We start from the raw sequence: 14,885 nt of genomic DNA on the forward strand, positions 1-14,885 counted from the left end.
TGCTTGGTTTGGAGGACAAAATATGAGTATTCAATTCTTAAATAGGCAGGGAGATTTCTCACTAACTGCAGCAGACGAAACAAGTTATTTATATTTTCCCATTGGAAATGAAGGGGGTGTTATGGGGAGCATTACACCTAACTTAAATGGAGACAGTAAAATCGGGCAGAATGCTTTTTTACTTGAACCGGTGAGTATAGAAAATCTTCATTCCAGTAATATGGGGCGGAATATGTGGGTGAAGATCAACGGATCCATTATCTGGTCGATCGCAGGAACTTCAGGAGAACAGCAGATCCATCAATTTGAAAAGGGTAGAGAGGAAGTAACAGTGACTGGAGGAAAACTGTGGCACCTTGTTCAAAGAAGAAACGAAAGGATTGGGATTCAGTCAGATGTATTAAATTATTGTCCCGCAACAAAAGAGAAAGTTGAAATAATGAAGGTGACCTTTAAAAATATAGGGCATCAGAGGATGAATCTTGTTCCAACGGTGGCAGTCCCTATCTATGGAAGAAGTGCGGATAATTTAAGAGATCATAGACATGTTACCTCTCTTTTACACAGGATAAGAGTAGAAGAAGATGGGGTTGTCGTGACACCTACATTATCCTTTAATGAACATGGTCATAAGAAAAATGAAGTATCCTATGGCGTATATGCAAGAGAAGATAATAAGCATAAACCTGTAGGATTCTATCCGATATTAGAGGATTTCATTGGAGAGGGAGGAAGACTTAGCTGGCCAAGGGCAGTAGTTTGTGATGACATTCCATTATGTAAAACAGGAACCTGCATAGAAGGAATGGAAGCAATGGGAGGAATCCGCTTTGAACAGATTTATTTAGAGACTGAGGAATCTAAGACATATTATATTGTTCTTAGTTATAATGGGGAAGGGTTAAAATATTTAGATGAATTTGAGGAAGGAATTGCTTTTCAGGAAATGAAGGATTATTGGAAAAAGCAATCTACGATTCAATGCAAAACATCGGATGATACATTTGATTATTTTGCAGGATGGGTTGGTATTCAGCCAACATTACGAAGGATTTACGGATGCTCATTTTTACCTCATCATGATTATGGAAGAGGGGGACGGGGCTGGAGAGATTTATGGCAGGATAGCCTGGCGCTTTTACTAAATGACGCCAAGGGCGTTAGGAACAGATTAGTTAGTTATTATGGCGGAGTCCGCATTGATGGGAGTAATGCTACCATCATTGGTCTGGTACCAGGTGAATTTATAGCTGACAGGAATTCTATTGTAAGAGTATGGATGGATCATGGGCTATGGCCATTAATTACCACTAACTTATATATTCATCAAACTGGTGATGGAGATATTTTGTTTGAAGAGAACACATATTTTAAAGATTCCATCAGCAATAGGGGAGAAGGCAGGGATGGATTATGGGATGGACAGACAAGTCAATTAAGAACTTATTCCAATGAAATCTATAATGGAACTATCTTGGAGCATATTTTAGTACAGCACCTTACTGCATTTTACGATGTAGGAGAGCATAATCATATGAAGTTAAAAGGTGGAGACTGGAATGATGCTTTGGATATGGCAAAAGAGAATGGTGAAAGTGTCGCTTTCACAGCAGCATATGCAGGAAATCTGGCCACACTTTCAGAACTTCTTACCTGGATCTTAGAAAAAAAGAATATAGTTGAAGTTGAAATTGCAGAAGAACTGGTTACATTATTATTCCAATCCGAGAGTGTATATAGTTCACCATTAGAAAAGAGGAAAGTGTTAGAACATTACTGTAATTTATGTACCAGTTATATATCCGGGAAAAAAGCAAAGATAAAAGTAGTTGATCTAATAAGTAAGCTGAATGGGAAATCGGAATGGATAAAAAAACATATCCGCAGCTTGGAATATATTGCTGATGAGGAAGGGAATCATTGGTTTAATGGATATTATGACAATCATAAAGAACAGGTGGAAGGGGTATACAAAGATAAAGCAAGAGTTCTGTTAACAAGTCAGGTTTTTACTATTATGTCAAAAACCGCTACGGATGAACAAGTATCAAAGATAGTCAATACCATGGATTATTATTTATACGATATTTCTGTTGGCGGTTATCGATTAAATACAAATTTTGAAGAAGTAAAAACAGATTTAGGCAGAATGTTTGGATTTGCATATGGAAATAAAGAGAATGGTTCAGTGTTCAGCCATATGGCCGTAATGTATGCTTATTCCCTTTATTCCAGACGCTTTGTGACAGAAGGATATAAAGTTCTAAAATCTCTTTATCTCCATGCAATGGATTTTAAAGTCAGCAGAATGTATCCGGGAATTCCTGAGTATTTTAACAAAAGAGGCAGAGGAATGTATCATTATCTTACCGGTTCAGCCAGCTGGTTCATGCTGACAATGCTGACGCAGATGTATGGTGTAAGAGGAGAATATGGAGATTTAGTATTAGATCCTAAATTAGTGGCTGAACAGTTTGATGAACAAGGTAGTACTTCTATTCAGACCTTTTTTGCAGATAAGAATATTACCGTACTTTATGTGAATAAGAATTTAAAGGAAATTGGCGATTATGAAATTGATGAAATTTATTTAGATAATAAGTTATATACGACCTCAGAAGAGACTGCCAAAATATCCAGAAAAGATATTATTGAATTAGAAGAGGGAAGAGAGCATACGATACGGGTAATCTTATCATAAGAATGGAGGGTATTATGAAGATAATAACAACAGATTATAATCAGAAGAAGTTTTGGGTGGAAACCGAAGAAAAGCTTAATGAGGTAGGATGTATGAATGTAATTAATATATATCCTGAATATAAAATGCAGCAAATGAAAGGATTTGGCGGCGCATTTACAGAAGCAGCAGGATATAACTATTCAAAGCTATCTAAGGAAGCAAAAAACGATTTTGTAAATGCCTATTTTTCTAAAGAAGGCTTAGCCTATATTCTTGGACGTACCCATATAAATAGCTGTGATTTTGCACTTTCTAACTATGCTGCAGTGACAGATAAAGAAGATGGTTCATTTGATACTTTTAATCTTAACAGGGAAGAGGAATATATATTACCACTTATCAGCGATGCTTTAAAAGTAAGTAATAATGGTATAAAATTTCTTCTCTCTCCATGGAGTCCACCTGCTTTTATGAAGACGAATCATGATATGAATAACGGTGGAAAGCTAAAAAAAGAATATTACATGGCATGGGCGAATTACCTTGCAAAATATATAAAAGAGATAAAAGTGAAGGGAGTCGATGTAGAGTATTTAAGTGTTCAAAATGAGCCAGAAGCTACCCAGACCTGGGATTCCTGTTTATATTCTGCAGAAGAAGAGATGGAATTCGTAAGAGACTTTTTAGGACCTGTTTTAGAGAAAGAAGGATTAAAGGAAGTCAAAATATTAGTTTGGGATCACAATAAAGAAATTGTATATGACCGGGCCAAAGCAATACTCGAAGATAAGGAAGCTGCAAAATATATTTATGGGATTGCAGTTCATTGGTATACAGGAGATCATTTTGAAGGTCTTAGGCTGACAAAGGAAAAATACCCGACGAAGGAAATCTTTTTTACCGAAGGCTGTGTGGAATACAGCCGGTTCATGGATTCCAATGAAGTAGCGAGAGCAGAGATGTATGCTCATGATATGATTGGTAATTTCACCCATGGAGTAAGTGCTTTTTTCGATTGGAATTTGTTATTAGATGCTTTTGGCGGACCAAATCATGTGAAGAATTTCTGTGCAGCACCAATTATGTGTACGGAAGATGAAAAAGGAATTGAAAAAAGATTAAGCTACTATTATATAGGCCATTTCAGTAAATATATAAAAGAAGGAGCCTATTGTATTGGCATAACAAGATACACTACCAGATTGGATGCTTGTGCATTCCTAAATCCGGACGATGAAAGAGTCATCATCTTAATGAATGGAACAGACAATACAATGAATGTTACGGTGAGAGAGGGTTCTATTGGTAAGGATATTATATTACAACCGCATACAATAGCTACGATTATTTATTCTTATTAATGATTATAGTGGTTATAGTTCAGCCCTAAGCTCGATTTCGCGTTGCTACATTGTCAAAAGCCTTAGCAAACTATATTTGAATAAGGATGTGTATATATTTAGTTTGGCGTCGACCGGCTGAAAGATAAGCAGCCAAATGAATATATACACATCCTTATTTTTCAAAATATAAATCTGGCTTTTGACAAAAGAATCACTAATAAAAAAATGACACCATTTCAAAAAAAGGGCAATTAAACTTAGAAATAAGAAAAGTTACAATAGTATTGTGATGAAAAACATTTAAAGGAGGAAATGGTATGAAATTAAGAAAAGTTACTGCTTTGTTACTTGCAGGTATTATGGCATTATCGCTAGCTGCATGTGGCAAGACTGACGGCAAAACAGATGAACCAGCTGCTTCTAAAGAGGAAGTTAAAACAGAGGATACTGCTTCTGATGAACCAGCTAAATTAGAGGGAAAACTTGTAATATGGACACTTGCAGAAGATTTAAAGGCATTCGCTGATAAGTTCATGGAAAAAAATCCTGGAGTTGAGGTAGAAACAGTTGTTATTGCACCAGCTGATTATCCAACAAAACTTACAGCAGCATTAAGAGGTAAGGCAAAAGAACCTGATATTATCGTTGGTGAACCACAGATGCTTCCAGATTTCTTTGAGGCAGGTTTCTTTGAAGATCTATCACAAGAACCATATGGCGCGGAACAATATAAAGACTTAATCGTTGATTACATATATGAAGCAGGTAGAGATTCTGAAGGAAAAGTAAGAGCACTAAGTTATCAGGCTACTCCTGGTGGAATCTATTACCGTAGAGATATTGCACAGAAGATCTGGGGTAATGAAGACCCAGCTTTTGTATCAGAAAAATTTAAAGACTATAACACAATTGCTGCTACTGCAGTTGAAGTAAAAAATGCAGGTTACAGAATCTTTGGTGATACCGGTAACTTAAGATGGTTCCCAAATGGCGGTGGAGCATGGGTTCAAGATAATAAACTGGTATTATCACAAGATAGACTTGACTATATGGATGCAGCAGTAAAATTGTATCAGGATAAATTAGTAGCTTTCTCACCAGAATGGTCAGCAGCATGGTATGCATCAATGTCAGGTCCAATTCCTGTGAATGCAGAATGGGCAGCAGCAGAAGACCTTGAAGGACTTGGTGGAGATAAGACAGAAGTATTTGCTTATGCACTTCCATCTTGGGGTTCATTGATCGTTAGGGATAATGCAGGAGATAATGCAGGCAGCTTCGGTGTAGCGTCTGGTCCATGCTCATTCTTTGGTGGCGGAACATTTGTTGGTATTAGTTCTCATAGTGAAAGAAAAGAACTTGCATGGGAATTTGTTAAGTTTACTACATTGGATGAAGAGACTGCTAAGTGGTGGACTGATGTATCTAAAGGTGATATCGTATCTATGAAATCTGTTCTTGAATCAGTAAAAGATGTTGAAAATGAGACATATGGTAAACAAAAAACATATGCATATTTCTTAAATGAAGCACAAAATATTGATTATTCATTAATTACTAGGTATGATACTCAAATCGGAAATTATTGGGGAGCAGCAATTGAGGCTGTTCAAAAGGGTGATAAGACGAAGGAACAAGCAATAGATGAATTCTATACAAATGTTCAATCTATTTATCCTGAACTCGAAATAACGAAATAATATCTTATGGGGTGGGGTTCATTTGGTTGAATTATCCACCCCATAACTTTTAAAATAGACCGGAGAGGTGAAAAGAATGAGAATACCTGGTAATCTGGGAACTCGTAGAAGAAAGAATGTAAATAATACCGGATATCTTTTTGTTTTACCATTTGTTATTATATTTTTAATATTTAGTATTTATCCAGTAATTAGAACATTATATTTGAGTTTTACCCAGTATAAAGGTTATGGTGAACCTGTACTGATAGGGATTGATAATTATAAGAGAGTTATAAAAGATGCTATGTTCTGGCGTGCATTATTGAATACCTTAAAAATTTGGAGTGTAAATATAGTAGTTCAGTTAGGCTTGGCATTTCTACTTACAATTATATTTAGCGATTTAAAGTATCGTATGAAAGGTGTTGGTATTTTTAGAGCGTTATTCTATCTGCCTAACCTAATTGCACCTGCATCGGTTGCATTTCTCTTTGCAGCGTTATTAGATTGGCAATTTGGAACTTTAAATCAGATATTGATTGATGCGAAAGTAGTAAAAGTAGGTATTGATTGGCTGGGTCAACCAGGAACAGCACAGCTGGCTGTGGCTATAATCGGAGCATGGATGTGGTTTGGCAATTCATTTATTATGTTAATGGCCGGTGTGCAAGGGATTTCTAAAGACTATTTTGAAGCCGCTGCTATTGATGGAGCAGGCAGATGGAAAGTATTTGGCAGTATTACACTTCCATTATTAAAACCAATTCTATTGTATGTAGCAATCACCTCATTAATTGGCGGCCTTCAGATATTTGACATACCTTTCTTGATTACAGATGGAATAGGCAAACCTAATGGCTCTCTTAATACAGCAGTAATGTATTTATATAATACAGCATTTAATTATAACAATGTTGGTTATGCAAGTTCAATTGCATATTTCTTATTTATAATAATTGCCATTGCTTCAGGTATTGAGTATAAGATTATGTATCATAAGAAGGAGGATTAATATGTCGACTAAAGTGAAAAAAACCATATTATATATAGCAATTATCATCCTTAGTGTTATATGCTTATGCCCATTCCTGCTTATGATGGTAAATGCGACCAGAAGTGGACGTGAGATTATGACATCGTTTACATTAATTCCAGGTAATAATATAAAAGATAACTGGAATACTATGTCAGGATATTTTAATATCTTTCGTGGTCTTTTAAATAGTTTGTTTATTGCTGTATGCTGTACGATATTAACTGCATATTTTTCAGCTTTGACGGCGTATGCATTAGCAATCTATAAATTTAGAGGAATGAAAATCATCTTTATTAGTATTCTTATATTTATGATGATACCGGCTCAATTAGGTTTACTTGGTTTCTATGATTTAGTAAATGCAATGACTTTAACGGATAATTATATACCTTTGATTATTCCTGCTATTGCAAGTCCTGCTACGGTATTTTTCTTAAGACAATATACATTGGCTACTTTACCGAAGGCTTTACTTGAGGCAGCAAGAATTGATGGTGCAAACGAAATCCGAATTTTTCATAAAATTGTGTTGCCTATCATGGCTCCCGGAATCGCTACCATGTCTATAGGAACATTTATTGGTTCCTGGAATAATTATTTAACTCCATTGATTTTATTATATAGCCCTAAGAAATTTACATTGCCGATTATGATGGGTTCTATGAAAGCGTCACAGGATATTACCAGTAATCAGGGTGCAATTTATTTAACTGTTGCAATCTCAGTATTACCTATTATGATAGCATTTGCATTTTGTTCCAAATATATTATTAGTGGTATTTCGGCAGGTGGGATTAAAGAATAACCTTAGTTACAATACTATTTATTTTTCCAATTATTTGTTATAATAGGACTAATAGGAATGATAAAAGAGAGGTTAATAGAATGAATCGAAGAAAGTCTTACTTTTTTTACATAATTCTTATCATAAGTATTGTTTGGTTGACAGGGTGTCAAAAGACTGCTGATAAAACAGAGGAATCTAAGAGAGTGGAAGAACCTGCTGAAACGGCAAATGAACCCGGTTGGAAAAAGAATGCGCTTAATAAAGTCACATTAGACTGGTATATTAATTTCTCTTGGTATACGACCACCTGGGGGGAGAATCTGATCTCTAAAGCAATTACAGAAGAGACAGGTGTAGACATTAACTTCATAGTGCCAACAGGAAATGAGATGGAAAAATTAAACTCTATGATCGCCTCTGATACATTACCTGATCTCATTACTTTAGGCTGGTGGGATATGCAGGCACAAGAATTACCAAAGAAAAATTTAGTATATGCATTAAATAAATTAGCGGATGAGTATGATCCATATTTTTATAAAGTAGCAGATGGTCAGATCATTGACTGGTATAAGAATGGAGATGGCAATTTCTACTGTTATCCAAGTTCCTCCTTTAGTCCGGATGATTATAAAAACAATAAAAAAATTGGATCGAATCAAAATTTTTTAGTAAGAAAAGATATCTATGAAGCCATCGGAAGTCCTGATATGACGACTCCTGAAGGTTTTATAGCCGCGTGTGAAAAGGCAGTGGCTTATTTCCCTGAGGTGGATAATAAGCCACTTATTCCCATTGGGTCTGATGAATTTACGATTCATGGATGTAATTCATTTGATAAATATCTGCATAATTTCTTGTCCATACCATATGAAATGAATGGAGAGTATTATGATAGATACACAGATCCGGAATATATAAGGTGGTTAAAGACATTTCGTAAGTTAAACGAGATGGGATATATTCATGATGAAATTTTTATTGACAAAAGAATGCAATTGGAAGAAAAAATGGCGGAAGGAAGATATTTTTGCCTTCTTTATCAGGGCAGTGATATTCAAACACCTCAAAAAACTTTATATGCAAAGGATCCGGATAAAATATATATTGCAGTAGACGGACCTAAGAATTCAAAAGGTGAAGATCCAACACTTCCCAGCGCCGGTCTAAATGGATGGACAGTAACATTTATCTCGAAAAACTGTAAATACCCAGACAGAGCAATTGAATTTTTAAGTTACTTTATTAGTGAACGTGGACAAAAAATGACATACCTTGGGATAGAAGGTGTAACTTATGATGATGTTGATGGCAAACCAGTAATGAAACCTAAGATTAAGGCTTTATTAAATACAGACCGGAAGAAATTTGATGAAATTTATGGAGCAGATAATGCATTTTGGATGCTGCAGGATAATGTAATGCAGTCTAAGTGGGGAACTAATGAAGGGGAACCAATGGCACAGCTGAAAGAATGGACTTATCCTTATGCTGCTTATACAGCTCAATACGATGTAATATTTGAAAATGGAACGGACATATCCAATGCTTACTCTCAGATACAGCAGGAATGGGGGAAGACATTACCTAGGCTGCTATTGGCAGATTCAGAGAAAGAATTTGATATTATCCTGGAAAAATTTAAAAAGAAAAGAATTGATTTAGGATATGATAAAATCCTGGAGGAATCTACGAAACAGATGAATGAGACTAAGAAAAAACTTGGCATGGAATGAAAAAGGTGCATACTACAGGAGAGTCTATGAAAGAACGTAAATTATGGTTTTTAAAGCAAAAACTAAATATTAAATTTACATTTATCATTGGGATCATTGTAGTTATTCCTGTCAGTATTATATTTTTAATTTTATTCCAGAATATGAAGAATAATATTATTAGTCAGGAGCTTAGTAATCTGAAATATAATATGAATCAGAATTATTCAGTAGTACAAAAAACTGTTGATTTGTGTAATATGTCAACACAGGTTTTTCTTAATTATCAAAATCTGAATGAATTCCTTATTAAATTAGAGGATGGAGTCGAAGTAGAAACCTCTGAATTGGTAGCGTTTTACAAAGATGACATTGGAATGTTGGAAAGGTTAGTTAATAGTAATCCATATCTCTATCAAATAAGGGTTTATGCCAATAACAATTCATTCTCTGAAATGATGCCAATTTTATATCGAAATGAAAGAATGCAGCAGCTTAAGTGGGCAAAGGAATATTCCTCAGGGGAATGGCAGTTTGATTACAAAGATGAGCTGTTTTCGGGAACAGTAAATTCTTCAGATCATACGATGGCCCTTGTCACTTCAATTGAGAATTATGAAAGAGGGAACATAGGGACTATTGAAGTGGCTGTACGTATGGATACCATATTCCCGGAAATCTTCCAGACCAGTGATAATGAGTGGGGCTGCTTTGTGGATAAGAATGGAAAAATTTACTCACAGAGTGAAAAGGGTAAAAATACATGGGAGAAGTTAAAAGGTGATATTGTATACCAATTGGAATATGCAAAACAAGAAGAGACTTATATTAGTACTAAAATAGCTGGAGAGAGGGTTGTTATTGGCATTATGCCTATGAAGGAACTTTCTGGTTATACCATCCGCTTAGTAAGTATGGAAGAACGGTTAGATAATTTAACCAGAGAAAGAAATCTTTATTTTTCGGGATTAACCATTGCTTTTATAGTTTTGGGTTTTTTTATAAACATAATAGTAAAGGCTTTGCTATATCGTTTTTATAAAACTCTTAGTACTATCCGTAAGATTCAGGATGGTGATCTTGAAGCAAGGGTGGAGCATCCCGGAACAGATGAAATGGGCGAATTAGGTATTAATATAAATCTGATGTTAGATACGATACAACGGTTAATGGAAGAGAATATCAACCGGGAATTATTAATGAAGAATTCAGAAATCAGGGCTCTTCAGAATCAAATCAATGCCCATTTCATTTATAATGTTTTAGAGTCTATTAAAATGATGGCTGAGATTGACGAAAAATATGAAATCTCAGATGCAGTAACGTCCTTAGGGAAATTACTAAGGTATGGAATGAAATGGAGCACAAAGAATGTAACCGTTGGCCAGGAGATTGATTATATAAAGAATTATTTAGACCTGATTAATTTACGATTTGATTATCAGATTAACCTTGCATTAACAATTCCAAATATTATTTATGCACAGCAAATACCTAAAATGTCATTACAGCCTATTGTTGAGAATGCTATTTATCATGGAATTGAAGAATTGGCTGAGGATTCCAGTATTTATATTAAAGCGATTATTGAAGACAGCGATTATGTAATCGAGATTACTGACTCCGGCAGAGGTATGTCAGAGGAAGAAGTAGAAGAATTACAGAAGAAGATATGTGGTGAAATTGATGTGGGCGGTGGTTCCGGTAATGGTATTGGACTTAAGAATGTACAAGACCGTATACAGATTGCATTTGGCATGAAATATGGCATTAGTGTTGTCTCAAAATTAAATTGTTATACGAAGGTTATTATAAAACTGCCGATAACTCATAGTGAGGTGTATAAAGTTGAAGAGACTGTTGATTGTTGAAGATGAGAAGATGATACGTCAGGGAATTAAAGTAATGGTTAAGCGGTCTGACGTGAATATTGAAGAGATTCTTGAGTGTAAGAATGGGGAAGAGGCTTTTCAGATATTAACTGACGTAAAAATTGACGTGATGATTACGGATATCCGTATGCCTAAAATGGATGGGATTGAATTAGTAAAGAAAATTCAAAGTTTAGATGAGAAACCTCAAATCATTGTTGTAAGTGGATATGACGATTTTAATTATGCAGTTGAGGCTTTAAGGCAAGGTGTTCGTGACTATATATTAAAGCCCATAGAACGTGAAAAAATAAACTCCATCTTAGTAAAGATAGATGAGGAACTGGAAGATAAAAAGGCTAAGACTTCTGTGATTAAACAAATAGGAAACCAGCAGTTCAAATATCTTTTACTGAATCAAAAGATCAGTGATGAAGAAATACGTATGATCGAGGAACAATTCAGTACGCTTTTTTTCCGGGAGAGGTATGTTGTGTGCCAGTGCAATTGTATTATGGACTTAACGATTCAAAATAAAAATGTACTTGTATTAAATGATGTGGATGATTACTGTGTGATTATTGCAGAAGAAGGAGAAATTTCTCCTTTAATCAATGGTGAATTAAAGAATTATTCTGTAGGCATCAGTAAGGTACATGAAGGAATCCGTGAGTTGAGAAATGCATATTTAGAAGCAATCCAGGCGAGAAAAGAAGCTTTTGTAAAATGTGTGCCATTTTGCTATTATCAAGAGGTTGCTTACGAATATGAAACAGTTCCCGATGACTTTGCTGACCAATTTGTACAGCTGTTTGGAACAGCAAAAATTGATGGAAGCTTATCTAAATTGTCAGGAATTCAGTTTAAGGCAAAAAATAATAAAATATCCCCTGAAAAGTTATTAGAAGTAACAGAACAGATTCTAATAAAATTAATTGAAACCTACGAAAGAATCATTGAATTTGATATGCAGGAATTTAATAAATTAAAAGATCCACTACGTTATAAGAGTGCAAATGAATATTACACTATATTTTTTGGGTGGATACGACAAATGCAGCAAGTCATTCTGGAAGAATTTAATGATTATAAGAATAAAGAAAAAATCAATACAGCCATTCGGTATATTCATGAAAACTTTTCAAAAAATTTAAACATGGCTGTAGTCTCGAATCATATTTCTATGAATTATTCTTTATTTTCACTTAATTTTAAAGAATATACAGGAATGAATTTTGTGAACTATTTGAAAAAAATCAGAATTGATGAAGCAAAGAAATTACTTCAGGAAACAGAAGAAAAAGTCTTGGATATCAGCCAGGCGGTGGGATATGATAATGAAAAACATTTTATGAAGATATTTAAAAGTGTATGCGGAGTATCTCCAACAGAATATCGAAAAAATATCCATATGGGGAAAAAGAACGGATCTGATATAATATGAGAAAGAAGCAAAAGAAATTATGGATACCTGTCATTTCAATATATGTTCTGTAATGATCACAGGTAATCCCGGGATCTCTCATGTCATCAATAATACCGGTGATCCAGCAGTTGCCCAGGGTGACAGAAAAGTGATCGTAGAATATGAAAATGGAATAAAATAGCATATTCTTGATGGGGTTTGAAAACTATTTAAGATAATAATACTATATACATTTATGGGTAATAATGGTATATTACCATAGTAATACGTATAATAGAAAACAAGGTGATATTGTCTTGAAGGGAGAAAGAATATGCTGGAACAATTAAAAAAGGAGTCACTAAAAAAGGTTAGGACAAAGATTTTGCTATATCTTGGAATCTGTATCGTACTTATTGGAATATTTCACAGATGCTTCCTGAATCTGATGGAGGGACCCAGAGATTTTAACACTCTGTCTATAGAGGAACTTCCGAATTCATATATAAAGGGTGAATTTTATTTTTTGATCGATAATTTTGCCCAATATTATATTGAAAATGAAAGTGGAAAAGAGAGTGTGACAGAGAATTATTATATTATTCCTGTGGGTGAAGAAGAGTATATGGCATTGGAAATAGATACTGGTAATGCTGCAGAATCTGAAAGAATATGCAATGAGACATATGAATATATTATGGGAAATACAGATACTCCTCCTACTGGGATAAAATTAAAGGGAACAATTAATAAGATGCCCGATGAAGTGTATGAATACTATGAAGACTGGTTTCAAACATCAGGATTCTTAGGAGAGCCAACAGAAGAGGAGATCAACAGGGTTGCACTTCCATATATTATTCAGGTGGATTATATTGGTTTTGTGGATGGTTACATTGTATATGGTGTATTAGCCTTGATTATTTTAGGATTTATTTATAGTGTGATAATAGCAATAAAAGGATTATCTGGTTTATACATAGCACCAATCAAAAAATATGTTCAAAGAAATGAATCCAGCGTCTCGCTGGAACAAATAGAAGCCGATTTCATGAATGCAGCTTCAATAGGAACGGTCAGAATAGGTCAGAAATGGACATATTATTTTAAAGGAAATAAAATTCAAATTATAAAAAATGATGACATTGTATGGGCGTATCTTCAGGAAACTACCCAAAAAGTTTATGGAATTAAAGCCGGAGTAATAAGAATTATTGTACTTTATACGAATGACAGGAAGAAATATACTTATACAATGAGAAATGTGAATGATATTTATACAATACTGGGTGAATATTCTAAAAATCATCCGAATATCCTGGTTGGTTTCAGTGAAGACCTTAAGAAATTATTTAAAAAGGATTTCGAACAATTTAAAAGAATAGCCTTCGAAAATCAGGCAGCAGTGACAACAGAAGAGACATCGTATATTACAAATGATGAATCAACAGAGGAACTGGGAAATAATTATTAATCCGGATAGAGGCATATATCTTCAAGTAGATATATGCCTCTATTATTATTTAATAATAAGTAATCTCTACAATGGAACCGTTCTCATTAAAATAAATTTGGTCACCTTCTGGAAAATGCCATACTGCTTTTAGGGTTTTTGGTAATTTTATTCCATCTATTGTTTGATAGTCCTCAATAATAGCGGACCATTCGGCTTCCCTTTCTGAGCCATCCATATCTGTGGCTATTCGATCATCAGTGCGAAAAGCTATCATAGCACCGTCTTTATTAAAAGTGAAGATACCACTGGCAGATATGCCATAGCAGGTAATAGTGGCTTTGGCATGAGTATCATCAATTTCCTCCCAAATAATATAATCCTGCAAGGCTATATTTGGTATAAAGAGGGATTCTGCAAGAATGGTCACAAGACATGCTTTATCCATTTTAGGACCTCTTTGATCAAAGATAGGGAATAGCTTGGCAATGACCCCTTTCATACTGCCAGTTCCATCCTTATATGAATCAAAACCTTCAAATGGTATCCCGAACAAAGAGGATTCAATATATGCAAAACGTTCTGGCTTTTCTACAAAATTGTACTGAGTATAATTCACTTTAAGAATTTTATTGGCAGATATCAGATTTACATTTTGAAAAGCAGCTTTCATATAAGACATCTTTGGCGTTCCTATTAGTCCGCAATACAAAAAGTGTTTTGCTACAGGCCCTGGCAGATCTTTTATATCATCTAAAGTAAAATTTTCAGTACTCTTGGAAGTGCTTTTAGTATTATTAAGAATTATATTATTAAATTCAGATCTGGTCTTTGAATAAGGAATAAGTAAAAATATTAAGATTGCAATAATAAGTATAACTAAAACATATGGGATCAGTAACAAGGGTTT

11 protein-coding genes are annotated in these 14,885 nt (G+C 34.5%); 10 read left to right on the forward strand and 1 reads right to left on the reverse strand.

Annotated features, from left to right (window positions below; genetic code table 11):
* Positions 1–22 precede the first annotated feature (22 nt).
* The 10 genes from EDD66_RS03235 to EDD66_RS03275 all read left to right on the forward strand — a co-directional run bounded on the left by EDD66_RS03235 (position 23) and on the right by EDD66_RS03275 (position 13,996).
* A complete protein-coding gene (locus EDD66_RS03235) occupies positions 23–2,701 on the forward strand; it encodes a GH36-type glycosyl hydrolase domain-containing protein (RefSeq protein ID WP_123608128.1) in 2,679 nt (892 codons plus the stop codon).
* Between the two features lie 14 nt (positions 2,702–2,715).
* Entirely contained in the window at positions 2,716–4,044 is a 1,329-nt protein-coding gene (locus tag EDD66_RS03240) for a glycoside hydrolase family 30 protein (RefSeq protein ID WP_123608129.1), read from the forward strand.
* A gap of 299 nt (positions 4,045–4,343) precedes the next feature.
* Positions 4,344–5,726, forward strand: a complete 1,383-nt coding sequence (locus EDD66_RS03245) for an ABC transporter substrate-binding protein (RefSeq protein ID WP_123608130.1) — start codon at positions 4,344–4,346, stop codon at positions 5,724–5,726.
* Positions 5,727–5,802: 76 nt separating this feature from the next.
* On the forward strand, positions 5,803–6,720 hold the full coding sequence (locus EDD66_RS03250; RefSeq protein ID WP_123608131.1) for a carbohydrate ABC transporter permease: 918 nt from the start codon (positions 5,803–5,805) through the stop codon (positions 6,718–6,720).
* Between the two features lies 1 nt (position 6,721).
* Positions 6,722–7,549, forward strand: a complete 828-nt coding sequence (locus EDD66_RS03255; RefSeq protein ID WP_123608132.1) for a carbohydrate ABC transporter permease — start codon at positions 6,722–6,724, stop codon at positions 7,547–7,549.
* Positions 7,550–7,629: 80 nt separating this feature from the next.
* Positions 7,630–9,267, forward strand: coding sequence for a type 2 periplasmic-binding domain-containing protein (locus tag EDD66_RS03260; RefSeq protein WP_123608133.1), 1,638 nt, complete (start codon positions 7,630–7,632; stop codon positions 9,265–9,267).
* A 26-nt stretch (positions 9,268–9,293) separates the two neighbouring features.
* The gene (locus EDD66_RS03265) at positions 9,294–11,117 is read left to right on the forward strand and encodes a sensor histidine kinase (protein WP_123608134.1); all 1,824 of its coding nucleotides are present in this window, start codon (positions 9,294–9,296) and stop codon (positions 11,115–11,117) included.
* Positions 11,095–12,561 (forward strand): response regulator transcription factor, encoded by a 1,467-nt coding sequence (locus EDD66_RS03270; protein WP_123608135.1) that lies wholly within the window; start codon positions 11,095–11,097, stop codon positions 12,559–12,561. Before EDD66_RS03265 ends, EDD66_RS03270 begins: the two co-directional genes overlap by 23 nt.
* Before the next feature lie 19 nt (positions 12,562–12,580).
* The gene (locus tag EDD66_RS18355; RefSeq protein ID WP_170164233.1) at positions 12,581–12,724 is read left to right on the forward strand and encodes a hypothetical protein; all 144 of its coding nucleotides are present in this window, start codon (positions 12,581–12,583) and stop codon (positions 12,722–12,724) included.
* 132 nt (positions 12,725–12,856) lie between these two features.
* Positions 12,857–13,996, forward strand: coding sequence for a DUF6709 family protein (locus EDD66_RS03275; RefSeq protein WP_123608136.1), 1,140 nt, complete (start codon positions 12,857–12,859; stop codon positions 13,994–13,996).
* Positions 13,997–14,045: 49 nt separating this feature from the next.
* On the opposite strand, the gene EDD66_RS03280 is transcribed toward EDD66_RS03275, so the two are convergent.
* Complete coding sequence (locus EDD66_RS03280) at positions 14,046–14,879, reverse strand: DUF6544 family protein (RefSeq protein ID WP_243115286.1); 834 nt, start codon at positions 14,877–14,879, stop codon at positions 14,046–14,048.
* Between the last annotated feature and the right edge of the window lie 6 nt (positions 14,880–14,885).

It is taken from the genome of Mobilisporobacter senegalensis (assembly GCF_003752155.1).
In the GTDB taxonomy this organism is placed as follows: Bacteria; Bacillota; Clostridia; order Lachnospirales; family Lachnospiraceae; genus Mobilisporobacter; species Mobilisporobacter senegalensis.